Source organism: Saccharopolyspora dendranthemae (assembly GCF_007829955.1).
GTDB lineage: Bacteria > Actinomycetota > Actinomycetes > Mycobacteriales > Pseudonocardiaceae > Saccharopolyspora > Saccharopolyspora dendranthemae.
On the sequence record NZ_VIWX01000006.1, the window covers coordinates 350,397 to 376,289 of the forward strand.

Annotated in this window: 28 protein-coding genes; 16 read left to right on the forward strand and 12 right to left on the reverse strand. The window is 69.5% G+C overall.

Annotated features, from left to right (window positions below; all coding sequences use genetic code 11):
• The first annotated feature begins 607 nt into the window (after positions 1-607).
• The 4 genes from FHU35_RS26080 (at position 608) to FHU35_RS26095 (ending at position 4,540) form a co-directional block, all read left to right on the forward strand.
• Positions 608-2,830: a xanthine dehydrogenase family protein molybdopterin-binding subunit gene (locus tag FHU35_RS26080; protein WP_145744427.1), complete on the forward strand. Its 2,223-nt coding sequence runs from the start codon at positions 608-610 to the stop codon at positions 2,828-2,830.
• A gap of 44 nt (positions 2,831-2,874) precedes the next feature.
• Positions 2,875-3,330 carry a (2Fe-2S)-binding protein gene (locus FHU35_RS26085; protein ID WP_145744430.1) on the forward strand — a complete coding sequence of 152 codons (456 nt, stop codon included), beginning with the start codon at positions 2,875-2,877 and terminating at the stop codon, positions 3,328-3,330.
• A gap of 152 nt (positions 3,331-3,482) precedes the next feature.
• Positions 3,483-4,049 carry a superoxide dismutase family protein gene (locus FHU35_RS26090; RefSeq protein ID WP_145744432.1) on the forward strand — a complete coding sequence of 189 codons (567 nt, stop codon included), beginning with the start codon at positions 3,483-3,485 and terminating at the stop codon, positions 4,047-4,049.
• 20 nt (positions 4,050-4,069) lie between these two features.
• Entirely contained in the window at positions 4,070-4,540 is a 471-nt protein-coding gene (locus FHU35_RS26095; protein ID WP_186459619.1) for a copper resistance CopC family protein, read from the forward strand.
• A gap of 59 nt (positions 4,541-4,599) precedes the next feature.
• Here the strand turns inward: FHU35_RS26095 and FHU35_RS26100 are convergent, their stop codons facing one another.
• A complete protein-coding gene (locus FHU35_RS26100; RefSeq protein WP_145744436.1) occupies positions 4,600-4,803 on the reverse strand; it encodes a DUF397 domain-containing protein in 204 nt (67 codons plus the stop codon).
• Positions 4,800-5,645 carry a helix-turn-helix domain-containing protein gene (locus tag FHU35_RS26105; protein WP_145744438.1) on the reverse strand — a complete coding sequence of 282 codons (846 nt, stop codon included), beginning with the start codon at positions 5,643-5,645 and terminating at the stop codon, positions 4,800-4,802. Before FHU35_RS26105 ends, FHU35_RS26100 begins: the two co-directional genes overlap by 4 nt.
• Before the next feature lie 340 nt (positions 5,646-5,985).
• Here FHU35_RS26105 and FHU35_RS26115 point away from each other — a divergent pair, with 340 nt between their 5' ends.
• Complete coding sequence (locus FHU35_RS26115; RefSeq protein ID WP_145744442.1) at positions 5,986-6,174, forward strand: hypothetical protein; 189 nt, start codon at positions 5,986-5,988, stop codon at positions 6,172-6,174.
• A 90-nt stretch (positions 6,175-6,264) separates the two neighbouring features.
• Positions 6,265-6,675, forward strand: a complete 411-nt coding sequence (locus FHU35_RS26120) for a hypothetical protein (RefSeq protein WP_145744444.1) — start codon at positions 6,265-6,267, stop codon at positions 6,673-6,675.
• A gap of 153 nt (positions 6,676-6,828) precedes the next feature.
• On the opposite strand, the gene FHU35_RS26125 is transcribed toward FHU35_RS26120, so the two are convergent.
• Together FHU35_RS26125 and FHU35_RS26130 are read right to left on the reverse strand one after the other, a co-directional pair.
• On the reverse strand, positions 6,829-7,956 hold the full coding sequence (locus tag FHU35_RS26125) for a glycerate kinase (RefSeq protein WP_222429504.1): 1,128 nt from the start codon (positions 7,954-7,956) through the stop codon (positions 6,829-6,831).
• A gap of 10 nt (positions 7,957-7,966) precedes the next feature.
• Positions 7,967-8,767, reverse strand: coding sequence for a hydroxypyruvate isomerase family protein (locus FHU35_RS26130; RefSeq protein ID WP_186459620.1), 801 nt, complete (start codon positions 8,765-8,767; stop codon positions 7,967-7,969).
• A 63-nt stretch (positions 8,768-8,830) separates the two neighbouring features.
• Here FHU35_RS26130 and FHU35_RS26135 point away from each other — a divergent pair, with 63 nt between their 5' ends.
• The 8 genes from FHU35_RS26135 (at position 8,831) to FHU35_RS26175 (ending at position 15,369) form a co-directional block, all read left to right on the forward strand.
• Positions 8,831-9,079 carry a hypothetical protein gene (locus FHU35_RS26135; protein ID WP_145744448.1) on the forward strand — a complete coding sequence of 83 codons (249 nt, stop codon included), beginning with the start codon at positions 8,831-8,833 and terminating at the stop codon, positions 9,077-9,079.
• A 10-nt stretch (positions 9,080-9,089) separates the two neighbouring features.
• The gene (locus FHU35_RS26140) at positions 9,090-9,452 is read left to right on the forward strand and encodes a helix-turn-helix domain-containing protein (protein ID WP_145744450.1); all 363 of its coding nucleotides are present in this window, start codon (positions 9,090-9,092) and stop codon (positions 9,450-9,452) included.
• A gap of 161 nt (positions 9,453-9,613) precedes the next feature.
• Entirely contained in the window at positions 9,614-10,114 is a 501-nt protein-coding gene (uraD, locus tag FHU35_RS26145) for a 2-oxo-4-hydroxy-4-carboxy-5-ureidoimidazoline decarboxylase (protein WP_145744453.1), read from the forward strand.
• Positions 10,111-10,455: a hydroxyisourate hydrolase gene (gene uraH, locus FHU35_RS26150; RefSeq protein ID WP_145744455.1), complete on the forward strand. Its 345-nt coding sequence runs from the start codon at positions 10,111-10,113 to the stop codon at positions 10,453-10,455. Before uraD ends, uraH begins: the two co-directional genes overlap by 4 nt.
• 3 nt (positions 10,456-10,458) lie before the next feature.
• Complete coding sequence (gene pucL, locus FHU35_RS26155) at positions 10,459-11,349, forward strand: factor-independent urate hydroxylase (RefSeq protein ID WP_145744458.1); 891 nt, start codon at positions 10,459-10,461, stop codon at positions 11,347-11,349.
• A 169-nt stretch (positions 11,350-11,518) separates the two neighbouring features.
• Complete coding sequence (locus tag FHU35_RS26160) at positions 11,519-12,856, forward strand: nucleobase:cation symporter-2 family protein (RefSeq protein ID WP_186459621.1); 1,338 nt, start codon at positions 11,519-11,521, stop codon at positions 12,854-12,856.
• A 174-nt stretch (positions 12,857-13,030) separates the two neighbouring features.
• Entirely contained in the window at positions 13,031-14,086 is a 1,056-nt protein-coding gene (locus FHU35_RS26165) for a S8 family serine peptidase (protein ID WP_145744460.1), read from the forward strand.
• A 296-nt stretch (positions 14,087-14,382) separates the two neighbouring features.
• Complete coding sequence (locus FHU35_RS26175) at positions 14,383-15,369, forward strand: serine/threonine-protein kinase (protein WP_246110582.1); 987 nt, start codon at positions 14,383-14,385, stop codon at positions 15,367-15,369.
• Here FHU35_RS26175 and FHU35_RS26180 read toward each other — a convergent pair.
• The 5 genes from FHU35_RS26180 to aceB form a co-directional block, all read right to left on the reverse strand.
• Positions 15,366-15,686 (reverse strand): hypothetical protein, encoded by a 321-nt coding sequence (locus FHU35_RS26180; protein WP_145744465.1) that lies wholly within the window; start codon positions 15,684-15,686, stop codon positions 15,366-15,368. The two genes, FHU35_RS26175 and FHU35_RS26180, sit on opposite strands and share 4 nt — an antisense overlap.
• Positions 15,687-15,919: 233 nt before the next feature.
• Entirely contained in the window at positions 15,920-16,981 is a 1,062-nt protein-coding gene (locus FHU35_RS26185) for a protein phosphatase 2C domain-containing protein (RefSeq protein ID WP_145744467.1), read from the reverse strand.
• 55 nt (positions 16,982-17,036) lie between these two features.
• Positions 17,037-17,738 carry a protein phosphatase 2C domain-containing protein gene (locus FHU35_RS26190; protein ID WP_186459622.1) on the reverse strand — a complete coding sequence of 234 codons (702 nt, stop codon included), beginning with the start codon at positions 17,736-17,738 and terminating at the stop codon, positions 17,037-17,039.
• Between the two features lie 250 nt (positions 17,739-17,988).
• The gene (locus FHU35_RS26195; protein WP_145744471.1) at positions 17,989-19,233 is read right to left on the reverse strand and encodes a DUF6986 family protein; all 1,245 of its coding nucleotides are present in this window, start codon (positions 19,231-19,233) and stop codon (positions 17,989-17,991) included.
• A 63-nt stretch (positions 19,234-19,296) separates the two neighbouring features.
• Positions 19,297-20,883, reverse strand: coding sequence for a malate synthase A (gene aceB / locus FHU35_RS26200; RefSeq protein ID WP_145744473.1), 1,587 nt, complete (start codon positions 20,881-20,883; stop codon positions 19,297-19,299).
• Positions 20,884-21,110: 227 nt separating this feature from the next.
• Here aceB and FHU35_RS26205 point away from each other — a divergent pair, with 227 nt between their 5' ends.
• Both FHU35_RS26205 and FHU35_RS26210 read left to right on the forward strand, forming a co-directional pair.
• Positions 21,111-21,884 carry an IclR family transcriptional regulator gene (locus tag FHU35_RS26205; RefSeq protein ID WP_145744475.1) on the forward strand — a complete coding sequence of 258 codons (774 nt, stop codon included), beginning with the start codon at positions 21,111-21,113 and terminating at the stop codon, positions 21,882-21,884.
• A 166-nt stretch (positions 21,885-22,050) separates the two neighbouring features.
• On the forward strand, positions 22,051-23,586 hold the full coding sequence (locus tag FHU35_RS26210; RefSeq protein ID WP_145744476.1) for an AMP-binding protein: 1,536 nt from the start codon (positions 22,051-22,053) through the stop codon (positions 23,584-23,586).
• Between the two features lie 93 nt (positions 23,587-23,679).
• Here the strand turns inward: FHU35_RS26210 and FHU35_RS26215 are convergent, their stop codons facing one another.
• The 3 genes from FHU35_RS26215 to FHU35_RS26225 are packed head-to-tail and all read right to left on the reverse strand — an operon-like array spanning position 23,680 to position 25,867.
• Positions 23,680-24,306, reverse strand: coding sequence for a DedA family protein (locus tag FHU35_RS26215; protein WP_145744478.1), 627 nt, complete (start codon positions 24,304-24,306; stop codon positions 23,680-23,682).
• A complete protein-coding gene (gene tsaE, locus FHU35_RS26220; RefSeq protein WP_246110583.1) occupies positions 24,303-24,776 on the reverse strand; it encodes a tRNA (adenosine(37)-N6)-threonylcarbamoyltransferase complex ATPase subunit type 1 TsaE in 474 nt (157 codons plus the stop codon). The genes FHU35_RS26215 and tsaE overlap by 4 nt, the downstream gene beginning before the upstream one ends.
• Complete coding sequence (locus FHU35_RS26225; protein WP_145744480.1) at positions 24,773-25,867, reverse strand: alpha/beta fold hydrolase; 1,095 nt, start codon at positions 25,865-25,867, stop codon at positions 24,773-24,775. The genes tsaE and FHU35_RS26225 overlap by 4 nt, the downstream gene beginning before the upstream one ends.
• Positions 25,868-25,893 lie beyond the last annotated feature (26 nt).

Consider the following 25,893-nt stretch of genomic DNA (forward strand, 5'->3'; position numbering starts at 1 on the left):
GACACAATTGTTATATACGCTGGTCGGGCAGGATGCGCGGGAAGATTAGCAGACGTGCCGGGCAATGCTGAATTGCATTGCCAGTTATCCCGACGATCTTCGAACTACCGCCGAACAGCCTGGGCAACTCCGGTGGCTCTGAACCGGTTCCGATTGATCGGCCATCCGGCCAAAAAGGGTTCCACTTCGCAACGAATTGCTCCGTTCGGCCTAGTTCAAACGCTTCCCATAGGGTGATTCAGAGGCTTCTTAACCTTCAGGTAGGCTCTCGCGACGTTGGCCGGGAAAACCGGTCTCACCGACTTTTCATGCACCATTTCCCCCGACCCCAGAGGAAGTCGGCACAGCCCCGGAAAGTTATCTTCGAAAAGCTTCTCGGTCACTCGAAGTGACATTGGCGGCCATATGTCGCATTTTGATCACTCTTGGCCACCGGAAATGAATTTTCGATAACGCGATGCGCACCGCCCGCATCGCGCGGGGTTAGCCACGGCTCTGAAGTCGGACAAGTCCTGCCTGGCCCGTTGAAGTACGTCGGCACGTCTTTTCCGCTCGGTGAATGGTCCCGGTCGGGCCATTCCAGTGCCGGCGCGCGAGAGGAGTTTGGATGGTTCCCCCCACCACCGACCACGAGGCGAGCTCGTCGGCGACCGGTACCCGCCGCCGCCGCTTCCTCACCTACGTCGCGGCGGCCCCGATGCTGACGGTCGCGGGCAAGTACGTGATGGAGGGTGAAGCCGCCGCCGCTGCCACCCCGGTCGCCGGTCAGCTGCCGCTCCCGCCCGTCTCGGGGCTGATGGACTTCGGCGACATCATGGAGATCGCCAGCGCGCCGACCATGGCGCTGATGAAGCTGGAGTTCACCGCGGACAACAAGGTCCGCTTCGAGCTCCCGCGCCTCGAGTCCGGGCAGGGCCTCAACACCGCCGTCGTGATGATGCTGGCCGAGGAGCTCGGCGCGCGCACCCAGGACATCATGGTGGAGCTGTCCGACGCCCGGCCCGAGCTGCTGTTCAACCAGTTCACCGCCGCCTCCTCGTCGGTGCGCACGTTCTGGAAGCCGCTGCGCCAGATGGCCGCCACCGCGCGCTCCCGGCTGGTGACCGCCGCCGCCAAGAAGTGGGGCGTCTCGGCGAACGGCCTCGTCACGCAGGGAACCGGAGTGGTCGGCCCCGGCGGCCGCAAGGCCACCTTCGCCGAGCTGGCCAAGGACGCCGCCAAGGTGCTCGCGCCGTCGGTCCCGGCCACCCCGAAGGACTCGAAGGACTTCAAGGTCCTCGGCAAGGGCCACACCCGCGCCGACGCGACCGACATCGTCACCGGCAAGGCCCGCTACGTCTCGGACCTGAAGATCCCGAACTCGGTCGTGGCCGTCGTGGTCCGTCCCCCGTCACTGCGTGGTGAGGTGGCGTCCTACGACGACTCCGCGATCCGCGGCAAGTCGGGCTTCAAGGGCACCGCCGAGATCTCCAGCGGTGTCGCGGTGTGCGCCGAGTACACCTGGCAGGCCATGGAGCTGGCCAAGCAGCTCAAGGTGACCTGGAAGGACGGCCCGATCACCGACAAGTCCTCCGCGGACATCCAGGAGGAGCTGGCCGGCATGGCGGGCAGCCTCGACGACTCGATCTCCGACGACGACGGCGACGAGATCGACGAGGGCTTCGACTTCGCCTTCGTCAGCCACGCGCCGATGGAGGTCAACTACGCCGTCGCCGACGTCAAGGACGGCAGCGCCGAGGTGTGGGTCCCCGCGCAGTCTCCGCAGGTGGCGCAGAAGGACATCGCGGCGAAGATCGGCGTTCTCGACGTCAAGGTGCACGTCACCCGTGCCGGAGGTTCGTTCGGCAGGCACCTGTTCCACGACGCGGCGATCGAGGCCGCCGAGGTCTCCCAGGCCATCGGCAAGCCGGTCAAGCTGATGTGGACCCGCAACGACGACACCCGGCACGGCCGGATGCGGCCCGCCTCGCACCACCGCATCAAGGCGTCCTACCGCAGCGGCAAGGTCCGGTCCTGGACCCACAAGATGGCCAGCGTCGCGACCGACTTCAACCACGGCATCGGTGACCTCATCACCTCGACCGCCGTCGAGTCGGGCATCGGCAAGCTCCCGGCCGCGCAGCTGTACTTCAACCTGACCCAGTCGGTGCCCTACGAGTTCGGCACGACCACGATCTCGCTGAACGACCTGTCGCTGGAGGGCGTGCACACCGGCAGCTGGCGCTCGGTGCACTCGGCGACCTTCCGCACCGCGGAGGACCTGGTCGTCAACGAGATCGCGGAGAAGGCCGGTTCCGACCCGGCGGAGTTCCGGCTGGAGAACGCCAAGACCGAGCGTGCCAAGACCGTGCTGCAGCGGGTCATGAAGGAAGGCAAGTGGGGCCGTTCGATGCCCCAGGGCCACGCCCAGGGCATCTCGATGCACGAGGAGTTCAAGTCGGTCGCGGCCTGCCTGGTCGAGATCAACGCCGTTGACCCGAAGAAGCCGCGGGTCACCAAGGCCGTGATCGTCGTCGACGCGGGTCTGCCGCTGAACCCGCGCGGCATCGAGGCCCAGATGATGGGCGGTCTGACCGACGCCATCTCCACGGTGCTGCAGGCCGGCATCCACATCGACAACGGCGCGGTGCGCGAGGGCAGCTACGGCGACTTCATGTGGGCGCGTCAGCGCCACACCCCGCCGGAGCTGCAGATCCACGTCCTGCCCGCCACCACCGACGAGCCGGGCGGCGTGGGCGAACTGGGCGTTCCGGTGTGCGCGGGCGCGGTCGCGACCGCCTACGCGCGGGCGACCGGCACCAAGCCGCGCAGCTTCCCGGTCAACTACTGATTCCGGCCTGAAGAGAGCTTTCCGCTAAGGAGTCCCCGAACGACATGCCCAAGTACGAGTTCACCGTCAACGGCAAGGACGTCGAGGTCGACGTCCCCGCGGAGATGCCACTGCTGTGGGTGCTGCGCGACGAGCTGCGCATCACCGGTCCCAAGTACGGCTGCGGGGTCGGCGTGTGCCGGGCCTGCACCTGCCTGCAGGACGACGAAGAGGTCCAGACCTGCCAGGTCACGGCCGAGGACGCCGACGGCACCGAGATCACCACGATCGAGGGCCTGGCCGACGGCGACGAGCTGCACCCGGTGCAGCAGGCGTGGCTGGACCGCGACGTCGCGCAGTGCGGCTTCTGCCAGCCCGGCCAGATCATGACCGCCGTCGCGCTGCTCAACGAGACCAGCGAGCCCACCGACGCGGACATCGACAAGATCGAGAACGTCTGCCGCTGCGGCACCTACGGCCGCATCCGGCAGGCCATCAAGCAGGCCGCCGAGAACATGTGAGCCCGGTGGCCGGGCCTCGCGCCCGGCCACCCCGCTCGCACCCCTGCCTCGGACCCGCGAGCGAGCGGCGCACCCACGAGGTTCGGGCCGCGTGCGCATCCGGCACCGCCGAGCAGGACAGGAACACCCGAGAAGAAGAAGTTGATGAGGGCATGACACATCGCAAGGCGTTCGCCGCCGGGCTCGTCGCCTGCGCGGCTCTTTCCGCTTGTGGCGGCGAGGATTCGTCACAGGACCACAGCACGCACATGCAGCACGGCGGCGACGCGCAGGCCGGTGGCGGCATGGAGATGAACATGGGCGACCCGAACGCCACGGCGGCCAAGGACGTCCAGGGAGCTCAGCTGCGCAGCAACGCCTTCGCGCTGCTGCCCACCCGCCCGCCGGGCACCGACCAGGCCGCGGGCACCGCGTGGCTCGCGATCCACCCGGGCGGCACCACCGTCACGCTGGAGATGACCGGGCTGCCGCCGAACTCGAAGTACATGGCCCACGTGCACGCCAAGCCGTGCGCGGAGGAAGCCGGCGGCGACCACTTGAAGTTCGACCCGGCAGGGCCCGAGATGCCGCCGAACGAGATCCACCTGGCCTTCAGCGCCGACGCGAGCGGTCGCGGCTTCATGACGGCCGAGAACGACAAGCCCGCCGAGGCGGCCAAGTCGCTGGTGGTGCACCCGGCCGAGTTCACCGACAACCGAATCGCATGCGCCGACCTCTGAGAACCACCCTCGGTGCGGTCATGACCGCGCTGCTGGTCCTGCTGGGCGCGGGCACCGCGCTCGCGCACAGCGGGCTCAACATCGCCGTCCCCGGGCCCGGTGAAACCGCCGAGGCCGGGGTGGACCGCATCGAGATGGACTTCGCAGGGGCGCTGGACGAGTCGAAGCCACCGCGCATCGAGGTCAAGGACCCCGCGGGAACCGACCAGGTCTCGGGCGATCCGGACGTCAGCGCGAACCACGCGACCGTCCACATGGAACCGCTGAAACCCGGTCTGCACACGGTGAAGTACACGACGACCTTCGACGACGGGCACACCACCGAGGGCGGCTACTACCTCAACGTCGCCCCCGCGCCGCCGGGCGAGTCCAGCGGCGGGAGCTACACGACGTGGCTGCTCTTCGGCGGCGGCACGGTGATCGTCCTCCTGCTGATCGTGGTTATGGCCCTGATCCTCCGCCCCTCGAAGTCCGATGAGGACCACGACTGAGCCGAAAGACGAGCCCCTGCCGCTGGAACCAGCAGCAGGGGCTCTCTCGCGTCAGGCGCTCAGCGCCGTCCGAACCTGCCGGCCTTGACGGCGTCGACGAAAGCCGACCACTGCGCCGCATCCGTCGCGAAGTAGCCCTGGCCCCGGTTCTTGGTGTCGCGCACAGCAACACCCTCACCCAACCGAGCCACCTCGACGCAGTTCGTCTGGCCGCCGCTGAAACTGGACTTCCGCCACCCGTCCGGGACGTGCGGTGCTGTCATGTCACTCTCTCCTCGCGCTCGATGACCTCGGCGATGAGCTTTCGGGACTCATCGGGACTCATCGCCACCTCCAACAGCGTGCCCACCGATGCCTGGTACTTCTCGACGGACTTGCCCTCGGTGATCGTCGCCGAGGAGCGGAAGTGCTCGTGGTGCACAACGGGTTTCGCCCGGTCGAATTCCAGAAGAGCCCAGGATCCGTTCAGCATCGCGGGCGTCGGGGTCGCCAGCGGCACGATGCGGATCTCGACGCTGTCGAGCTCGGAGTTCCGCAGCAGGTGCTCCAGCTGGGCGAGCATCACGTCGTCCGGGCAGACCGAGTAGCGCAGCGCGTACTCGCCGATGATCGCCACGAGGTTCGTCGGCGGGGAATCGGTCAGCACGTGCTGCCTGCCCACGCGCAGGGTCGCGCGCTGCTCGGCTTCTCCCCTGGGGTTGCCGAACGCCGACATGATGTGCCGCGCGTAGTCGTAAGTCTGCAACAGCCCCGGGATGATGAGCGGCTCGACGTTGGTCATGCGCTTCGCGGTCCGCTCGTACTCCGTCAGCGCCGCAAGCTGCCGATCCACCCCGGGCGCTATCCAGTTCGGGTCGAGCGCATCGCGGGCGAGTTCGAGCAGGAGCTCGCGGTCGGCGCCGCTGACGCCGAGCACGGCGAGAACCGTTGCGGTGTCCTCCGGGGACGGGATCAGCCTGCCGTTCTCCCACCGCGAGATGTGCGAGTCGTTGCGCCCGATGAGCTCAGCGAGCTTGCGAGTGGTGAGCCCGCGTTCCTTCCGCACTTCGCGGAGTTGCGCGCCGAACGCCCTCGCGCGTGGGGTGTCGGCGTTGCTGCTGACCATGCAGCAATCCTAAGCACACTCTTACGGGATCCCAGTACCACCGGATCAGGGCATGGACCAGGATTCTGCATGCAGAATATCTTCTCTGCATGCATCACCTGATGTTGTTCGTCCGTCCGAATCATGGGGGATTCGTGGACCGCTCAGCACATCCGATCCATTGGACGCCAGCTGACGGTCGACGGCACGCGGCTGCCGATCGCGTCGGCGACGACCGCGACATCGCTTGGCTGTGGCCGACCTGCCCGTCGTGCTACGCGATCACCACGTCTGCGGCTGCGACCCCGATGCCGCGAGAAACCGCCCGCGCAAGGGTGATCCGGCCATGAGGAACACCGCGATGATCATGCGAGCTGCCATCGTGTCGATCGCGGCCGCGGTCGACAACGTCGAGGCCGGTCACTGCACCCGGCGCGAGCGCGAGGAGCTGGTGCTGGTGTGCGACCGGGTCGCCGCCGCCTTGCGCGGGGAGATCGACCGGTCCACCGCCATCGACGGCGACGTGATCTCCGCGGTCACCGAGCGCTGACCGCGATCACCCCGATCTCCCGCCCTGGTGCCGTCCTCCCCGGCACTCTCCCGGCACCGGGGCGGGTTCCCCTGCTCCCGAAGGGCTTCCATGCTGCACGACCCCGACCGGTGGCGGCACCTCCACGTCCACTGGCACGCCTACGTCGAGATCTCGACGGGTGCTCCGCTCGAAGAGGTCAGCACCCGCGACGCCCGGTTGTCGAGATCCCCCGTCGCGGTGCTCTCGTCTCCCGTGGCCGTGTGCGAGTGGATGGCGTCCATGACCGGTGAACACGCTCACCCGGTGACCGTCCACCTCCTGGGCTCCGCCGACGACGAAGGCCGGAACGTCGGGCGCATCGGGGATGACCGGCACATCGAGCACGACCGGCGGGAGAACCTGGCGGTCCTCAGCAGGGGCCACTCCCTCCACGCCCACTTCCGCCGACGTGACGACCGGATGCGCCTGTGGGCGGAAGCGGTCTCGGCGGACGAGTGCTGGGAGGCGCACCACGAGTGAGTCGTCCGCGAACCAGTGCCCGAGCGGCGGCGCCCACGCCTGGATCCCGAAGCAGGGAGGCGGCGGCAGCAGCTGCACCAAGTGCGGTGCGTCCCGGTGAGGACGAAAACGCCCCCGCCGGTTTCCGCTCGGGCGGGGGACGTTTCGCGCTGGTCAGAGGTGTTCGTCGGCCAGCGTCCGGGCCAGGGTGGTCAGGATCGGGTCGGGGTCCGACATGCAGCGCTGCGGGTCGGGTTCGACGTCGAGCAGCGCGTGGGCGGCGTCGATGCCCGCTTCGGCCAGCCGTTCCGGCGTGAGGTCGCAGCGGCCCGCGATGGCGATGACCGGGATGCCGGCCGCGATCGCCCGTGCGGCGACGCCCGCCGGGGCCTTGCCGTGCAGGGTCTGCTCGTCGAGCGCGCCCTCCCCGGTGATGACCAGTCCCGCGCCTTCGAGGTGGCGGTCGAACTCGACCAGGTCCAGCACGACGTCGACGCCGGGCCGCATGGTCGCGCCCAGCGCTGCCAGCGCGGCGAAACCGACTCCGCCCGCGGCTCCGGCACCGGGATGGTCGGCCACGTCCAGTCCGCCCGCGGCCTTCATGGCCTGCGCGTACTTGCCCAGCGCGGTGTCGAGCAGTTCCACCTGCTCGGGGTCCGCGCCCTTCTGCGGCCCGTAGACGTGGGCCGCGCCGTTCGGACCGGTGAGCGGGTTGTTCACGTCGGACGCGAGGATCAGCTCGACATCGGCGATCCTCGGGTCCAGCCCGGACAGGTCGATCTCGCCGACGTTGGCCAGCGGGCCGCCACCGGGCGCGACCGGATTGCCGTTCACGTCCAGGATCCGCACGCCGAGCACGTTGAGCAGTCCGGCGCCGCCGTCGGTGCAGGCGCTCCCGCCGACGCCCAGCACGATCCGCTGGACGCCGGTGTTGAGGGCCGCGAGGAGAGCCTCGCCGGTCCCGTCGCTGGAGGCGCCGAGGGCGTCGAGGTCGTCGGGGTCCAGCAGCGCGAGGCCGGACGCGGAAGCGAGTTCGACGACGGCGGTCTCACCGTCGTAGGCGATCTCGGTGTCGACCGGGTATCCGGTCGGGCCGCTCACCGGAACCGTCATCCGGGCGTACCCGGCCGCCAGCGCGGCCTCCACGGTGCCGTCACCGCCGTCGGCGACGGGGGCCAACCGGAGCTCGACGTCGGGGCGCGCCTCGCGCAACCCGGCGGCGACCGCCTCGGCGACTTCCGGTGCCGTGAGGGTGCCCTTGAACTTGTCCGGTGCGATGAGAACGGGACCGGGCAACTGCAGCCTCCTAGGTTCAGCGCGAGATCCAGCCGAAGGCTTCGGTACTGGCGCCGCTGGGTTTGTATTCGAGTCCGATGTGGCCGGTGTAGCCGACCTCGTCGAGCCGGGCGAAGTAGTGCGCGAAGTCGATCGACCCGGTGCCGGGTTCGCCGCGCCCCGGGGAATCGGCGATCTGCACGTGCCCGATCGACTCCGGGCGTTCGTCCAGCACCACGTCCGGCTCATCGCCGTTGGTGACCAGGTGGTACAGGTCGAGCAGCAGGTGGATGTCGTCCACACCGCCGGCCTCGCGCACCCGGTCGACCACGGCGAGCCCGTCGGCGGCGGTCCGCAGCGGATGCGTCGGGATCCCGCTGATGGGCTCGACGAGCACGGTACCGCCGATCCTGGCGACGCCGCGGGCGGCGCGCACCAGGCTCTCGGTGGCGACCTCGTCCTGGTGGCGCGGATCCACGCCGTCGACGCGGTTGCCGTAGAGCGCGTTGAACGCGCGGCAGCCGAGCCGCTCGCCGATCTCGCAGAGCACGTCGATGTTGGCCGCGAACTCCCCGCACCGGTCCGGATCCGACAGCACACCTCGTTCACCGGCGGCCAGGTCACCGCCGAAGAAGTTCAGCCCGACCAGCGAGACCCCGGCTTCGTCGAGGGCGCGGACGAACTTCTCGACCTCGGCCTCGGCAGGTGTGGCGGAGGCGAAAGGCCACCAGAACTCCACCCGGTCGAACCCGGCGGCCTTGGCCGCGGCCGGCCGTTCCAGCAGATCGAGCTCGGTGAACAGGATCGACAGGTTGACGTCGAACCGGTCGGTGATCATCGGCTTCCCGTCTGGGTCGTGGTTGCGAGCGAACGCTACCGTCTCGAGCAAGGAGGTCGGTCCATGATGCTGCGCGCAGAGTTCACCACGGAACCGTTCGAAGGCGAGGGCGAGCCACCGGCGCACGCGCTGGCCGCCCGGGACTGCCTGCTGGCAGCCGATCTGGAACCGGACTTCGGCCCGCTGGGCACGGCGATCACCGCCGACCGCGAACGACTGCTGCCCGCGCTCGCCGAGGTGCTGGACAAGGCGCTGGCGGCAGGGGCGAACCGGATCACCCTGCAGGTCACCGCCGAGGACGACCGGGTCTAGGCTGGTCACGATGCATCCGCTGGCCACCGCGATCGCCCCGCTGCTGGAACGCATCGGGGCAACAGCCGTCCCCGTCGACCAGCAGGAGCCGGGCGACATCGTGCTGGACTGGGAGGGCTCTCCGGCGGTCGCCGTGCGCGTGCCGGGCCAGGAGCTCACCAGCGCCCTGGACCGGCTGATCCGCGAGGTGGAGGTCGAGCTCGGCGCGAAGCTGCCCGACCTGCCGCGACCGGAGAAGCAGAAGGCCGTCCGGCTGCTGGAGGAGCGCGGGGCGTTCGGCATGCGCAAGTCCGTCGAAACCGTCGCCAAGGCGCTCGGCGTCAGCCGCTTCACGGTCTACAACTACCTCAACCGCGATCAGCAGCAGAGCTGAGCGCTTCACCTTTCACGGCCTCGCTGACCTCGCTCTTTCAACAAACTGTTGACACCCTCTCGGGGTGGTCGTAGCTTTTTCCGCACCGGACCGGCACTGCGGTCCCCGAGTTCTCTCGGGACGATCGAGCCGGCATGTGAACCACTTCAGCGGAGAAGCGCATGGCTACCACCACCGGTGCGCAACGGCTCAACGACGCACCTCGGGCCGAGCTCATCGACAGGCTGTTGAGCTGCCTGGACATCACCCGATGGGCCGCCGACATCGCCGATGCGCGCCCCTTCGCCGATGACGGGTCCGTGCAGCGGGCCGCGGCCGAGGCCGCCCCCGGCCTCACCGACGCCGAGATCTCCCAAGCGCTGGCCGCGCACCCCCGCATCGGCGAACGCACCTCCGAAACCGGCCGGAGCGCCGATTTCTCCCGCAGCGAGCAGGCCGGGGTCGGCGACGACCTCGCCGAGGAGCTGCGGAAGGCCAACATCGAGTACGAACGCCGCTTCGGGCACGTCTACCTGGTGTGCGCCAGCGGACGCAGCGGCGAGGAGCTGCTGCAGATCCTGCGCTCCCGCCTGGACAACGACCCCGCCGACGAGCTGCGCATCGTCGACTCCGAACTCCGCAAGATCGCCGCACTGCGGCTGGCGAAAGTGATCGAAGAATGAGCGCTGTGACCACGCACGTCCTCGATGCCGCCCAGGGCGCTCCCGCAGCGGGCATCGCAGTCCGGCTGGAGGCCGCCGACGGCAAGCCCCTGGCGGACGGGAACCCCGCGGCGACCGGCCTGACCGACGCCGACGGCCGCTGCCGCGACCTCGGCCCGGACCGCCTCGACGCGGGCGACTACCGGCTGACCTTCGACACCGGTGCGTACTTCGACCGGCGAGGCACCGCCACCTTCTACCCGCAGGTGTCGATCACCTTCCGGATCGCCGATCCCGAGCAGCACCACCACGTTCCACTGCTGCTGAGCCCGTTCGCCTACTCCACCTACCGAGGGAGCTGAATCATGGGCATCTCCATGGGCCCGAACCAGTACGGCAAGGCCGAGGTCCGCCTCGTCACCGTGGACCGCTCGACACCGCGGCACTCCATCAAGGACCTCAACGTCAGCAGCGCCCTGCGCGGCGACCTCGACGCGGTGCACCTGACGGGCGACAACGGCAACTGCCTGCCGACCGACACGCAGAAGAACACCGTCTACGCCTTCGCCAAGGAGCAGCCGGTCGGCGAGATCGAGGACTTCGCGCTGCGGCTGGGCAGGCACTTCGTCTCCACCGCCGAGGGCATCACCGGGGCGCGCGTGCTCATCGACGAGTACGCCTGGCAGCGGATTCCCGTCGAGGGCACCGGCCACGACCACTCGTTCTCCCGCGCGCACGACGAGAAGCGCACGACCGCGGTCACCATCGACGGCGACCAGGCGCACGTGGTCTCGGGCCTGAAGGACCTGGTGGTGCTGAAGTCGACCGGCTCGGAGTTCTGGGGGTACCCGAAGGACGAGTACACGACGCTGCCGGAGACCACCGACCGGATCCTGTCCACAGCGGTCACCGCGCGCTGGCGCTACCTGCACACCGACGTGGACTGGGCCAAGAGCTTCGAGTCGGTCCGCGCCACGATGCTGGAGGCGTTCGCCACCACGCACAGCCTCGCGCTGCAGCAGAGCCTCCACGCGATGGGCAAGGCCGCGCTGGAGGCGCACCCCGAGGTGGCCGAGGTCCGCCTCTCGCTGCCGAACAAGCACCACTTCCTCGTCGACCTCAAGCCCTTCGGGCTGGAGAACGACAACGAGGTCTTCTTCGCCGCCGACCGCCCCTACGGCCTGATCGAGGGAGTCGTCCGCCGCGACGACGTGCCCGAAGCGCCGATGGCGTGGTACAGCACCGCGGAGTTCTGAGAACTTCCCCTCTCACCACAGGCGCTCGCGAAAGCGGCGTCCGGTCCAACGTGCCCACAAGTCCACTTTGGATCTTCATTCTGTTGCAACACAACGAGAACCAGGAAAGAACAGCTCGTGCCGATAGTGACGTGACGACATCGACCCAGCGGGTTTGGGGAGCGAACACATGGCCAGAACCGACACCGGCAGCACGACGCACCCGTGCGATGAAGTGCTGCCTCCCGCCCGGATGCTCGCCTTCGGCATCCAGCACGTCGCCGCGATGTACGCGGGAGTGGTGGCACCACCGCTGATCGTCGGGGAAGCCATCGGCCTCCCACCGCTGCAGATGACCTTGCTGATCGGCGCGAGCCTGTTCACCGCGGGCCTGGCCACCGCGCTCCAAGCACTGGGGGTGTGGAAGATCGGCGCCCGGATGCCGTTCGTCAACGGTGTGACGTTCGGGTCCGTGGCGCCGATCCTCGCGATCGTCGCCCAGCAGAGCGGATCGCAGAACCCGCTGTCCGTCGTCTACGGCTCGGTGCTCATCGCCGGAGTCCTCGCGTTCATCGCCGCGCCGTACTTCTCCCGGCTGGTGCGGTTCTTCCCGCCGGTGGTCAACGGCACCGTGATCACCCTGATCGGCCTCTCGCTGATGCCGGTGGCGATCAAGTGGATCGCCGGGCAGGACAGCGCGGCACCCGACTACGCGGCACCGCAGAAGATCGCGCTCGGCGCCTTCACCTTCGTGCTGGTGCTGCTGTTCAACCGCTTCCTCACCGGCTTCCTGAACCGGATCGCGCTGCTCATCGGACTTCTCGCGGGCAGCCTGGTCGCCTGGCCGATGGGCCTGATCGACACCTCGACCTTCGAATCGGCCCCGCTGTTCAACCTCCCGATCCCCTTCCAGCTCGGGACGCCCACCTTCAGCCTCACCGCCACGCTGTCCATCTGCATCGTGATGCTGGTGGCGATGATGGAGAGCACCGCCGACATGATCGCGCTCGGCGAGATCGTGGACCGGCCCGCCGACGAGAAGACCATCGCCGCGGGGCTGCGCGCCGACGGTGCCGGTAGCGCCCTGTCCGCCCTCTTCGGCGGTTTCACCTGCAGCGCCTTCGCGCAGAACATCGGCCTGGTCGCGCTGACCGGCGTGCGCAGCCGCTTCGTCGTGGCGACCGGCGGCGGCGTGCTGGTGCTGCTCGGCCTGTTCCCGATCGCCGGGGCGGTCGTCTCCCTGGTGCCGCAGCCGGTCCTCGGCGGAGCCGCGCTGGTGCTGTTCGGATCCGTTGCCACCAGCGGCATCCGCACCCTGAGCAACGCCGGTCTCGGCGATCCGCACAACGCGCTGATCGTCGCGGGAGCGCTCGGCATCGGCCTGATCCCGGTCGTGGCACCTTCGTTCTACGACCACTTCCCGGAATCGCTGCGCACCGTTCTCGACTCCGGCATCAGCACCGGGTGCATCGCCGCTCTCCTCCTGAACCTCCTGTTCTCCCAGCGGCGCAAAACCCAGATGTCGTAATTGCGGATGCGTGACCGCTTTTCGTTCGTCACCAAAATGGAATACCCGCCTTCCACATTGCTCCAGCCGAAGGAACTCCTCCTGGTGATCGGCCCCAATCCCGCTTGCGAGTGAAACTATTCGTCGACCGAATCGTTGATCCGCCAAATGCCGCGCCAACCCTTGGGAGTCGCAATGCGGATGCGGACCCTGATCACCACGAGCCTGGTCGGCTTATCGCTGGTGGCCACGCAAGCGAGTGCCGGTGCCGCCGGCGGCGACCCGCTGGCCGAGAAGCAGTGGGGCTTGCAGCAGATGCACGCACCGGAGGCCTGGGCCTCCAGCACCGGTGCCGGGCAGACCATCGCCGTGGTGGACACCGGCGTCGACCTCGGGCATCCCGAATTCAGCGGGAAGCTCGTCCCCGGCGCCACCTTCGCCTGCGGCGGAGCACCCGGCCCCTGCGGGAACGGGGACTGGACCGGCGCTGACGGCGTCGGCCAGGAAGGCGACGTGCACGGCACGCACGTCGCGGGAATCGCGGCCGCGGCCGCGAACAACGGCGTCGGCATCGCCGGCGTCGCGCCGGACGCCAAGATCATGCCGATCAAGGCGCTGGAGAACGGCTCCGGCACGTTCGAGGAGATCGGGGCGGGTGTGCGCTACGCCGCCGATCACGGCGCCAACGTCATCAACCTGAGCCTCGGCGCCCAGCCCGGCATCCAGGTCCTGACGCTGCTCGGCATCCAGTCGGCCACCAAGGAGGCCATCGCCTACGCCCGCGAGAAGGGCGTCGTCGTGGTGGCCTCGGCGGGCAACGAGACCGCGCCGCTGTGCGACACCCCGTCCTGGGAGCAGGGCGCGCTGTGCGTGGCGGCCACCGACGCCAACGAGATGCACGCGGTGTACTCCAACCTCGGGGTCAAGCTGAACCTGCGGGCCGTGTCCGCTCCTGGCGGCTCGTCGCTCGGGGAGTGCGACGGAGACGTGTGGTCCAGCGTGCCGCGCGGGATGGGCAAGCCGGAGTGCGGGCAGGCTGACTACGACGCGCTCGCCGGCACGTCGATGGCCGCCCCGCAGGTCGCCGGGGTCGCCGCGCTGCTGGGCGCGCAAGGACGTGATGCCGCGGGCGTCGAGAAGGCGCTGATCTCCACGGCTCGCACCCCGATCGTCAACGCGCGCGGGTTGTACAACCCGATCTACGGCTACGGCATCGTCGACGCCGCGGCCGCTGTCGCGTTCCAGGGCTGAGTTCCTTCTCCCCACCGCGGCCGGTGATGGCACTCGCCATCACCGGCCGCGGTTCTTTCATGCGTCTTTTCGTTCGGAATTGGTCGCATGGGCCACTCGATCTACGGAAGAATGGTCCGATGGGTTGCCGCCGAGCAACCAAATGATCATGGACTTTCGGGAGTGCGCAGTGGATCTTTCCAAGCTGTTCCAGATGGTTTCCCCGGCCAAGCAGCACCATTCGCGCGGAAGCAGCGACCACCACCGCCGCAAGCACGACAGCAGCAGCGACCACCGGCGCAGGCGCGACAGCAGCGATGACCACCGCCGGAGGCGGGACAGCAGCAGCGGCCACCGCCGTCGCCACCGCAGTCACAGCTGACGCAGCGGTGCTGATCGAATCCTTGACCTCGTCGTTCCGCAGCGGAGAACCGGAGCGCGGCTGGGGACCACCCGGCGCTCCGCTGGCGGCCGGCGACACCCTCGCGCCCGGCTACCTCGTCGTCGACCACCTTCGACGCGGCAGCCGGCTCGACGTCTACGACGTGTGGAGCGAGCAGCGGTCCTGCCGCTGCATCGCCAAGACCATCCGGCCCGAACGCGCGACCGACGAGCGCGCGATCGCCTGGCTGCGCAACGAAGGCGTGCTGCTGACCCAGCTCACCCACCCGCACCTCTTGCGCGGTTACGAGATCGTGCGCAGCGCGGAACCCGAACGCCCGGTGCTGATCACCGAGACGCTGCCCGGGCACACCCTCAGCTACCTGATCGCCGAGATGGGGAGGCTTCGCCCGCTGGACTCCGCGGTGCTGGGGATCCAGCTGTGCTCGGCGCTCCGGTACCTGCACGGGCACGGCTGGGCGCACCTGGACGTCAAACCGTCCAACGTGGTCGAGATCGGTGGTCGCGCGGTCCTGCTGGACCTGAGCCTGGTGTGCCGGATCGGGGAGAAGAGCTCGGCGGGCACCTTCGACTACCTCGCTCCGGAGCAGGCCGACGGTGAGCGGATGTCTCCCGCCGCCGACGTCTGGGGACTGGGCGTGACGCTGTACGAGGCGCTGTCGGGCACCACGCCGTGGGCCTCCGCCTGCCACCGGGAGCGCACCGCCGGCGGCGGGCGCCACTACCCGCAGCGCACCGAGCGAGCAGCACCGCTGCGCACGCACCGGCGGCTGCCCGCGGCGCTCTCGCGCGCGGTGGACGAGTGCCTGACTCCGGCCCCCGAGTCCCGGCCGACGATCGCGGAGCTCTCCGCCGAGCTGGTCGCCTGGTCCGGGATGGATCCCCAGTCGATCGGCACCTAGCGACGGCGGCGGAACGCGACGGCGAAGGCCACCAGCGCGGTCGCCAGTGCGAGCTGACCGCCCCAGACGATCCGGTTGACGTTCACCGCCGGGTGCCAGGTGACCGCACCATCGACCTCGATCGAGAACGCGCCGATGGCTCGCGCTTGCACTCCGCCGCCGCCACCACCCGCGTCACCGCGAGGTCCGCCCCAACCCCCGCCGAGCTGCACCTCCCCGACCGGGACGAGCGTCGTGTCCCCCTGCCGCACGGGCTCCCCGAATATCTGGTGATCCCCGAGCTGCTCCTTGAGCTTCTCGCGCACATCCCGATCCATCCCACAACCTCCAAGAAACCGACCGCACCCAGTCTCCCCCCACAACCCCCGCCCCCGCTCCACCCCAAACCCGCCCCAAGAACAGATGAGCAGGGTGCGACGAAGGCCGCGGAGGCTCGCCGCGGTCGGGACTCTGGTGGGCAGGTCCCAGTTTTAGTCCAAACTGAGCCGACATTTCGGACATGATCATGGCTCAGTTTGGACTAAAACTGGGACCTGGTGAGGTTCGGGCCCTACTGGACGTCGAGGACGAGGGCGGTGACGTTGTCGTCGGCTTCTCGGGTGAGGGCCGCCTCGACCAGGTCGTCGCAGGTCCGCTGGGGGTCGCTGCCGGAGGCCAGCAGGTCCCTGAGCTCGTCCGGGCTCTGGGTGTTGAACAACCCGTCGGTGCACAGCAGCAGCCGGTCGCCCGGCTTGACCGAGGCCCCGGCGTGATCCACCTCGACCTCCGGCCCGACACCGATCGCCCTGGTCAGCACGTGCCGGTGCGGGTGATTCCGGGCTTCCTCGTCGGTGACCTGGTGCGTGCGCAGCAGTTCCGCGGGCACGTTGTGGTCCTGGGTGAGCTGCTCCAGGCGCTCGTCGCGCAGCCGGTACAGGCGGGAATCACCCACGTGGAGCACCACCGCTCCCACGTCGTCGGTCAACCCGAGCGCGACCACCGTGGTGCCCATGGACGTCCCGTCGGCGTTCGCCTTCTCCCACACCACCTCGTTCGCCCGCCGCGCCGCCTCCAGCAGACCGGCGGTCGTGCGGTCGGCCGCGAACGCCGATTCCAAGGTGTCGAGGGCGAGTCTGCTGGCGACGTCGCCGCTGACGAAACCGCCGATGCCGTCGGCCACCGCGAACAAGCCCTCGGCGACGAGCGTGGCGTCCTGGTTCCTCTCCCGGCCACCGGTGTGCGTGGTGGCTCCTGACTGAAGCGTGCTGGTCACGACGAACCCCTTCCTGGGCGGATGTGCTGGGGAGACTTCGGCGAGGAGGGCCGCGCGCGCCTCGGCCAGGGCTTTCCGGCGCGAGTCGGAGGACTCCACGATCTCGCGGTCCCAGCGCTCCCACCGCTCAGCGCTCGGGTCGGCGAAGTAGCGCGCGATGTCGTCGACCGCAACACCCGCCTGCCGCAGCAGGCCGATGACGCGCGCTCGGTGCAGCTGACCGGTCGAGTAGTAGCGGTAGCCGGACCAGGCGTCGACCGCGGCCGGCACCAGAAGCCCGATCCCGGCGTAGGAGCGCAGCATCTTCGCGGACAACCCGCACCGCGCCGAGAACTCCCCGATGCTCAACAACTCGTTCACGGCACGAGCATGAGCCTTGACCGCGGGGAAGGGTCAACAACGCGTGCGAACTCCCCTACCGGATCTCCAGGACCAGGGCGGTGACGTTGTCGTCGGCATCGGCCTCCAGCGCCGCCTCCACCAGGCCGTCGCAGAGGTCCTGCGGATCGCCGTCAGAGCCCAGCAGCCGCTCGATGTCCTCGGCGCTCTTGGCGTTGAAGAGGCCGTCGGAGCACAGCAGCAGGCGGTCGCCCGGTTCCGCGGACAGCTCGTGGTGGTCGATCTCGACCTCCGGCCCCACACCCACGGCCCGGGTCAGCACGTGCCGGTGCGGGTGGTTGCGCGCGTCGGCGTCGCTGACCTCGCGGCTGCGCAGCAGCTCGGCGAGCACGGTGTGATCGCGGGTGAGCTGCTCCAGCGAGTCGTCGCGCAACCGGTACAGCCGCGAATCGCCGACGTTGACCGCGACGGTCCCGGCATCGCTGGTCATCGCCACCGCGACCAGCGTGGTGCCCATGGACGTCCCGTCGGCGTGGGACTTCAGCCACACCGCTTCGTTCGCCTTGCGCGTGGAGTCGAGCAGACCGGCGACCGTGCGGTCGTCCGCGAACGCCGATTCCAGGGTGTCGAGGGCGAGTCTGCTGGCGACGTCGCCGTTGACGAACCCCCCGATCCCGTCGGCGACCGCGAACAGCCCCTCGGACACCAGCACGGAGTCCTGGTTGTTCTTCCGGCCGCCGACGTGCGTCGCGGAGCCTGACAGCAGAGTGCTGGGCACAGCGGTTCCCTTCGTCGAAGGTCCCTGGCGTGATGCGGGCGGGCGAACCGCGCGGGCGCCGGCCAGGGCCGTCCGACGCTCCTCCGAGGACTCCGCGATCCCTCGATCCGAGCGCTCCACAGCTCAACGCCCGGATCGGCGAAACAGTTCACGGTGTCGTCGACGCAGTCAACAACGCGCGAGGCGGCCTGTGGAGAAGGCTGCCCCGCGCGTCGTGCAGTTCATCGAAGAGCGGACGGAGGAGAGGGGGTCAGAGGCGCCCCAGTGCCCGGAGATCCGACTCGGCGAGTCCGGTCATCGCCTTCACCTCGTCGGCGTCGGTGGCGCCGTTGTCGAGCGCCCGGACGAACGAGGCCGCCAGCGCGCGTGCCGTGGCGGGCTCGTCGAGGACCTCGGCGGACCCCGACCCGGTGTAGGCCGCCAGCCGTGCCGCTTCTGCCGGGGCCGAGTCGCGGAAGGCCGCGAAGACGGCCGCGTAGCGGGTCACGAGCTGCGCCGGGTGCAGGTCCCAGCCCTGGTAGAAGCCGTGCACCAGCGAGCGCCGGACCAGTTCGTAGTGGGTTTGCCAGCCCTTGACGACCCGGTCGCCGACCGGCAGCACGTTGGTGGAGCCGTCGGAGAGGAACACCCCGGTACCGGCGGCGGCCACCTGCATCGCGTGCCGGGCGTAGTCGCACGCGCGGTGCGCGAGGTGCTGGTTGGCAGCGGTCAGCCCGCAGGAGGCCGTGTAATCGTAGGTCCCGAAGTGCAGCCCGGTGACCCGGCCGGACCCGGCGCGCAGGAAGCGCGGCAGCGCGAACTGGCCGTCGGAATCCACGATGGACTGCGTGGTCTCCACCTGGATCTCGAAGCGCAACGAGCCCTCGGCGAGCTCGAAGCGCTGCTCCAGCAGGCCGAGGATCTCGACGAACACCTCGACCTGCGCGACGTCGACGACCTTCGGGAAGGTCAGCACGAATCCGTCCGGCACGCTGCCGGTGCGCGCCAGCAGCGCGGTCAGGAAGAGGTCGAGCGTGCGCACCGAGCGCTCGCGCAGCTCGGGCGTGTCGTAGGACTTGACCCGCAGCCCGAAGTTGGCCGGTGCGACGCCATCCCGCAGCCAGTCGGCGACGACGGCAGCGGTGCGCTCGGCGTCGGCGTCCTCGGCGTTCGCGCGGTAGCCGTCCTCGAAGTCGATCCGCAGGTCCTGCACGGGAGAACCGGCCAGCTTCGCCCGGACCCTCGGGTGCACGGCCTGCGCGATCTCCGCGTCCAGGCCCAGGATCTCGGCGAGCCGGGAGGGCGTGGCCGCGTGCTCGTCGAGCACCGCCACCGCGGCTTCCGCCCAGTCCCGCAGCACTCCCGCGTCGACGCGGTCAGCGGGCACGTAGCAGGTGTGCACCGGTTGCAGATCGGGACGAGCGCCCGGATAGGTCCGAGCCATGTGCTCGTCGACCGCTGATAAGCGCGCGAGCCGCCGGGCGACTTCTGCGGAGTCCAACGACGTTTCAGCCACTTGCACCCTCCTACATGGACACAACGGGGGCGCCGGTGATTCCGGCGCCCCCGCGATGACGTATCAGTCGATCTGCTCGTAAGCGGGCAGCGTCAGGAAGTCGACGAAGTCGTCGGCCACAGCCACCTGCTCGAACAGCTCCACCGCGCTGGAGAGGTTCTCGGTCGGGAAACCGGCCTCCGCGCGCAGCGCCTTCTCCGTGTCGGCCAGGATCTCCCGCACGAGCTCCAGGGTCACCGTCTGGCCGCCGGCCAGCTGCACGTTGTTGTGCAGCCACTGCCAGATCTGCGAACGCGAGATCTCGGCGGTCGCGGCGTCCTCCATCAGGTTGTGGATCGCCGCGGCGCCGTTGCCGCCCAGCCAGGACACGATGTAGCGGATGCCGACGTCGACCGCGGCGCGCAGGCCCTCGATGGTCTTGTCACCGGGGGTCTCGCCGACGGCCAGCAGCTGGTCGGCGGTGACCTCGACGTCCTCGCGCTTGCGCTCGATCTGGTTCGGCTTGTCGCCGAGGACCGCGTCGAACTCCTCGAAGCAGATCGGGACCAGGCCCGGGTGCGCGACCCAGGAGCCGTCGAAGCCGTCGCCGGCCTCGCGCTTCTTGTCGGCGTGGACCTTGTCCATCGCCGCGGCGTTGGAGTCGTCCTTGGTCGGGATGAACGCGGCCATGCCACCGATGGCGAAGGCACCGCGCTTGTGGCAGGTGCTCACCAGCAGCTCGGTGTAGGCGCGCATGAACGGCGCGGTCATGGTCACCGCGTTGCGGTCCGGCAGGATGTACTTGTCGGAGTCGCGGAAGGTCTTGATGACGCTGAACAGGTAGTCCCAGCGACCGGCGTTGAGACCCGCGGAGTGGTCGCGCAGCTCGTAGAGGATCTCCTCCATCTCGAACGCGGCCGGGTAGGTCTCGATCAGCACGGTGGCGCGCACCGAGCCGTGCGGGATGCCCAGCTCCTTCTGCGCGTGGGTGAACACCTCGTTCCACAAGCGCGCCTCGAGGTGGCTCTCCATCTTCGGCAGGTAGAAGTACGGGCCGCTGCCGCGGTTGATGAGCTCACGCGCGTTGTGGAAGAAGTGCAGGCCGAAGTCGACCAGCGCGGCCACGACCGGCTTCCCGTCGACCTCGATGTGCTTCTCGTCGAAGTGCCAGCCGCGCGGGCGCACCAGCGGCACCGCGTGGCTCACGTCGTCGCGCAGCGTGTAGGACTTGCCGCCCGGGATGTGCAGCTCGATCTGCTTGCGGACGAGGTCGAAGAGGTTGACCTGGCCGGAGACGACGTTGTCCCAGTGCGGGGTGTTGGCGTCTTCCAGGTCGGCCAGCCAGATCTTCGCGCCGGAGTTGGCGGCGTTGATGGCCATCTTGCGGTCGGTCGGGCCGGTGATCTCCACGCGGCGGTCGGCGATGTCGGCCGGCGGCGCGGAGACCTGCCAGTCACCCTCGCGGACGTGCTTGGTCTCCTCGAGGAAGTCGAGGCGGCCGTTCTTCGCGGCCTCCGCGCGACGGGTCTTGCGACGCTCGAGCAGCTCGTCGCGACGCGCACCGAAGGCGCGCTGCAGACCGGCCACGAACTCCAGTGCCTCGGCGGTGAGGATCTCGTCACCGCGGTCCACGGCGCCGCCGAGGACCTTCACCCCTGCCGTTTCGGACATGAATCGTCCACCTCTTTCTGCTGCCGGATTTCAGACGGTGGCTGATGGCTCACCTTGCCGCGTGACGAGCCGACCCGCACCCGCGAGCTGGTCCGTCACAAGCACAAAACATCCAGATGAAATTCTGCATCGTGGATGTTAGTTTCCACTATGCGTCGAAAGCAACATGAGCTGGCGCACGCACCACGAACTAGACTTCGACTGGATCCGGGAGAGGGAGTTCTGCGATGACCACTGGCCCACGGCGGGCGAACCAGGGCGGAGGGGTGCAGTCCGTCGACCGCACCTTCGAGCTCCTGGAACTGATGGCCGATGCCGGCGGTGAGGTCGCGCTGTCCGAACTCGCGGAGCGTTCCGGACTGCCCCTGCCGACCATCCATCGCATCATCAGGACCCTGGTGAACAGCGGATACGCCCGGCAGCAGCCCTCGCGGCGATACGCGTTGGGGCCGCGGCTGATCCGGCTCGGCGAGACCGCCAGCCGCGCGCTCGGCTCCTGGGCGCGGCCGTACCTGGCGGAGCTGACCGAGGTCACCGGCGAATCGGCGAACATGGCCGTGCTCGACGGCGCGCAGATCGTCTACGTCGCGCAGGTCCCCTCACCGCACTCGATGCGGATGTTCACGGAGGTCGGGCGGCGCGTCGACGCCCACGCCACGGCGGTCGGCAAGGCGGTCATGGCGAACATGCCCACCGACGAGGTCACCCAGCTGCTGTCCCGCACGGCGATGAACCCGCAGACCGAGCGCACCATCGTCGACGTCGAGTCGATGCACGAAGAGCTCGGCCGCATCCGCAAGCAGGGCTACGCCATCGACGACGGGGAGCAGGAGGTCGGCGTCCGCTGCTACGCGGTGGCGGTCCCGGGCGCCCCGGCCGGCGCGGGCATCTCCATCTCGGGCCCGGAGGGCCGGATGACGCGGATCACCACCGACGAGATCATCCCGCACATGCAGCGCCTCGCGAAGGACCTCTCCACCGAGCTCAGCGCCACCGCCTGAGGAGCGCATCGGACCGCGCTGGTGATTGTGGTCATGGCCACGATGAGGTACGCACACGCCATGCGTCGGTGGCGACGCGAACCAGCAGTGCTCTCACCAGGGGTGCTGCTGGCCTTCGCGCCGTCCGGCGCACTCGCGATCAAGTCCTCAAGGCGCAGGAGTCAGCATGTTCGTACCGCTCGGGGTTCGTGACTTCATCGACAGGGCCGTCACCGCGTACGGCGAGCGCACCGGCGTCGTCGACGAGCCGGATCAGCCGGCCGAGTCGTGGGGCGCCGTCACCTATCGTCGGATGGGCGAGCTGGCCGCCGCCCAGGCGGCCGGGCTGGACGCGCTCGGCGTCGCGCAGGGCGAGCGGGTCGCGATCGTCTCGCACAACAGCGCGCGGCTGCTGACCTCGTTCTTCGGCGTGTGCGGGTCCGGCAGGGTGATCGTGCCGGTGAACTTCCGGCTCTCCGCCGACGAAATCGCCTACATCGTCGAGCATTCCGAGGCGAAGGTGCTGCTCATCGACCCCGAGCTCACCGACCACCTCGCGGGCGTGGAGTGCGAGCACAAGTTCGTGCTCGGCTCCGAGTCGGACGCGCAGCTGTACCGCTTCGACGCCGAGCCGGAACCGTGGGAGCCGGACGAGAACGCCATCGCCGCGATCAACTACACCAGCGGCACGACTGCGCGGCCCAAGGGCGTGGAGATCACCCACCGCAACATCTGGATCAACGCCACCACGTTCGCGCTGCACGCCGGGGTCACCGATCGGGACGTCTACCTGCACACGCTGCCGATGTTCCACGCCAACGGCTGGGGGATGCCGTTCGGCATGACCGGCATGGGCGTCGAGCAGGTCGTGCTGCGCAAGGTCGACGGCGCGGAGATCCTGCGCCGGGTCGAGCAGCACGGCGTGACCGTGATGTGCGCGGCTCCCGCCGTGGTCAACGCCGTGCTCGCCGCCGCCGAGGACTGGGACGGCGAGATCCCGGGGCGGGACAAGGTGCGCATCATCGTCGCGGGTGCCCCGCCGCCGACGAAGACGGTCGAGCGGGTGCAGTCCGAACTGGGCTGGGAGTTCATCCAGATCTACGGGCTCACCGAGACCTCGCCGCTGCTCACGATCAACCGCAGCCGCTCGGAGTGGGACGACCTGCCCCCGGCGCAGCGCGCCGAGAAGCTGGTGCGCGCAGGTGCTCCCGCGCTCGGCGTGCGGCTGTCGACGTCGAACACCGGTGAGGTGCTCGCCCGCTCGAACGTGGTGCTGCGCGGCTACTGGCAGCAGCCGGAGGAAACCGCGGCGGTGCTGCAGGGCGGTTGGTTCCGCACCGGGGACGGCGGCACGATCGGCGAGGACGGCTACCTGTCCATCTCTGACCGCAAGAAGGACGTCATCATCACCGGTGGTGAGAACGTCTCCTCGATCGAGGTGGAGGACGTGCTGTTCAGCCACGCCGAGGTCGAGGAGGTCGCGGTGATCGGCGTGCCCGACGAGAAGTGGGGCGAGACGATCAAGGCGCTCGTCGTGCTGACCGACGGGGGCCAGGCCACCGAGCAGGAGCTCATCGAGCACTGCAAGCAGCGCCTGGCCCGCTACAAGGCCCCGACCTCGGTGGAGTTCCGCACCTCGCTCGCCCGCACCGCCACCGGCAAGCTGCAGAAGTTCAAGCTCCGGGACCAGTACTGGACCGGCCACACCCGCAAGATCAACTGACCCCCGCGCCGCCTCAAGCCGCTTCCCGATCAAGTGGCTTGAGGTGGTGACGATGGCCGTCCAGCTCATCCGGTAGTGCCGGGTGAGACCGCGTCAGCGGCGCACCCGCTCGGGTTCGGCCCCGGTGCCGGAGGCGCGCCTCCTGCGGCGGGTCCACCAGACGAGGGCGAGCACGGCTGCCGCCAGGGCCAGGAGGGGGAGGCCGAAGAGTCCTGCCGCCGCCTGGACCTTGGCGTAGGCCTCGCCGGAGAAGGCGCCCAGCAGGGCCAGGCCGGTGCCCCAGGCAGCGCCGACCGGGACGTTGCAGGCGGTGAAGCGCGGGTGCGACATCCCGGCCCGGCCGGCGAGCCGGGGCACGAGGGTGCGCACGACGGCGAAGCACTGGGAGAGCGCGGCCGTGGGCTCGGCTCGTCCGTCCAGAGCGGACTCGACGCGCTTCATGCGCTGCTCGCCGACCCGCTCGACCAGGCGCCGGTTCAGCGCACCCGGGTGCGCGCCGCGCAGGAAACCGTGCTGGCACCCGGCGATCGTGGCCAGCGACGCCACCAGCGCGGCCGACCACACCGGCAGCGCGCCCTGACCGGCGAGCCAGCCCAGGGCCAGGACCGTTCCCGCACCGGGCAGGAAAACACCGATCAGCAAACCGGATTCGGCGAACAGCACGACTCCGGCGATCACGAGCGCGAGGAGACCGGGGAACCCGGCCAGGAACTCCGTCACCCGGTGAGCGCGCCCAGCCGCTCCGGCCAGTTCTCGCCGTGCGGCTCCAGGGTGAGTTCGCGGACGTCGTCCTCGCGGCGACGCAGGCGCACCATCAGGTGGGTGTCGGAGAGCTGGTCGGCCAGGCCCTCGCCCCACTCCACGACGACCGCGGCGTCGGTGAGGTCGGTGTCGAGGTCCAGGTCGTCGATCTCGTCGATGCCGCCCAACCGGTAGGCGTCGACGTGCACCAGCGCGGGCCCGTCGCTCTCGGACCGGTGCACGCGGGCGATGACGAACGTCGGCGAGGTGATCCTGCCGGTCACCCCCATGCCCGCCGCGATGCCGCGGGTCAGGACGGTCTTGCCCGCGCCCAGCGGCCCGTCGAGCAGCAGCAGATCGCCCGCTCGGAGCGCCTCGCCGAGCCGGCGGCCGAATTCCAGCGTGTCCGATTCCTGCGGCAGTTCCACGGTCTTCAGCGCGGCGCTCAACTCCCGGTCCCCTTCTTGAACTTCATCCCGGTGGCACGCCGCAGCAGGGACACGATCTGGTCGGTGACCAGGCCGGGCCGTTCGAGCATCACCGGATGCCCGGCGCCCTCGACCTTCACCAGCGTCGCGTCCGGCAGCTCCCCGGCGAGAACCTCCGCGTGCGGGGAGTACGGCGTGAGCTTGTCGACGTCGCCGCTGAGCACCAGCACCTCGCAGGTGTTCAGCGCGGCGAGGGCCTTCTTGCGGTCGTGCAGGCTGATCGTCTCGAGGAAGTCGGTGACGACCTCGACGGTGGTGGCGCCGATCATCTCGGCCATCAGGTCCACGACCGCCGGGGGCACCTTGCGATCCCCGAAGGACAGCGCGCGGATGATGCTCCACGCCAGCCGGTCGCCCATCTTGCGGGTGCGCTCGACCAAGCCCGGGTTGAGCTCGGACAGCAGCGCGAGACCGCGCGGGACGGGGTTGGCGCGGGAGAGCCAGGTGCGCGGCAGTCCCGCTTCGCCGAGCTGTCCCGCGGAGGTGCCGATGAGCGCCACCGCGCGGACCCGGTCGGCGAACAGCTTGGGGTTCTGCTCGGCGAGGGCCATGATCGTCATGCCGCCCATGGAGTGGCCGATCAGCGCGATCGGGCCGCGCGGAGCGGCCGCGCGGAGGACGGCGTCGAGGTCCCGGCCGAGCTGGTCGATGGTGCTGTTCTTCTTGCTGGAGTGGCCGGATCGACCGTGGCTGCGCTGGTCGAACAGCACCAGCCGCGTCTTGGGCCCCAGCAGTTCGGGCAGGTCCCGCCGCTGGAAGTGCCAACATCGGGAGTCCAGCGCGAAGCCGTGCACGAACACGACGGTCAGCGCGGGATCACCTCCGCTCGCAGGACCGATCTCCTGCACCGAGAGCGGCACGCCGTCGTCGGCGGCGACGGTGGAGTGCCGGTCCGGCTGCAGCCTGCCGAGGGGCTCCTCGACGAAGGCCTCCTCGCCCTTGCGCTGCACGGCTGCGCGCGTGCTGTGCGCGGCCGCGCCCACTGCGGCGCCGGTGATCGCGGCCCCGATCACCCCGCTCGTCCAGGCCAATGCCTGCCACACCGGTTTCACGTCGCCTCCACTCGGTTCCGGCGGCG